At 65.6% G+C, this 983-nt stretch carries 2 protein-coding genes; one reads left to right on the forward strand and one right to left on the reverse strand.

Translation table 11 applies throughout. From position 1 onward, the window contains the following. On the forward strand, positions 1-324 hold a 324-nt coding region (locus GY725_03090; protein MCP4003161.1), incomplete at its 5' end, for an alanine:cation symporter family protein. Here GY725_03090 and GY725_03095 read toward each other — a convergent pair. Continuing rightward, a complete protein-coding gene (locus GY725_03095; protein MCP4003162.1) occupies positions 243-953 on the reverse strand; it encodes a TVP38/TMEM64 family protein in 711 nt (236 codons plus the stop codon). The genes GY725_03090 and GY725_03095 overlap by 82 nt on opposite strands. Between the last annotated feature and the right edge of the window lie 30 nt (positions 954-983).

The raw sequence follows: 983 nt of genomic DNA on the forward strand, positions 1-983 counted from the left end.
GCGTTTTCGACGATGATTTCCTGGTCGTACTACGGCCTGGTCGCGTGGGTCTACCTGGTCGGTGATTCGCGCGCCAAGGTGCAGAGTTTCAACGCGGTGTTCTGCATCTTCGTGGCGTTGGGCTGCATGATCCAGCTCGAAGCGGTGCTCGACTTCTCCGACGCACTGGTCTTCCTGATCTGTGTGCCGAATCTGTTCGGACTCTACGTTCTGGCGCCCGTGGTCAGACGCAGACTCAAACGCTACGAGCTTGCGCGTGAATCGTCCCCGGACTCGCCTCCGGACACGCCGGACTCGCCTCCGGAATCACCTGTAACGAAGTAACGCCGCGCTGCGAAGACGACGATCATCGCCACGATGACGAAGGCCGACGCGAGGATCAGATTGTTCCGGCTCGGCTCCGCCATCGTCCGACCCAGAAAAGCGTACAGCCCCGCGCGCGGCAGGAACCCGATGGCCGCGGCCGCGACGAAGGGCGCGAAGCTCATTCTCGTCACGCCCGCGGCGAAGAACACCGGCGACAGCAACGAGACCGGAAGCGCGACGTAGGCGGCGAGCCAGGGAGCCCCGCGAGAGCTGAGATACTTGTCTACGGGTTCGAAGGCGGCGCCGAGGCGCGTCTGGATCGCTTCCCGGCCCATCACGCGGGCGATCCAGAAGGCGATCGCCGCGCCCAGGGTTCCACCGGCCGTTCCGTACAGCGCACCGGCCACCGCGCCAAAGAGCAGGCCCGCCACCGCCAGCAGGATCGCGGAGGGCAGGGCGAGGAAGGGCCGCAGGGCGATGATGCCCACGAGTGCGATCGGACCGATCATCCCCAGGTCGTCCACCAGATTGCGCAGTCCCTGCAGGCTGAGTTCGACCTCTTGCACGCCGTGGATCCACCAGGCGCCCGCCAGGCTGAACCCGACGACGGCGATCGCGAGCACGCGCTGGATCGACTTGGATACCATCTCTTCAGCTTTCGCCGCTCACCCGCAGCA

Source organism: bacterium (genome assembly GCA_024226335.1).
Classification (GTDB): domain Bacteria; phylum Myxococcota_A; class UBA9160; order SZUA-336; family SZUA-336; genus JAAELY01.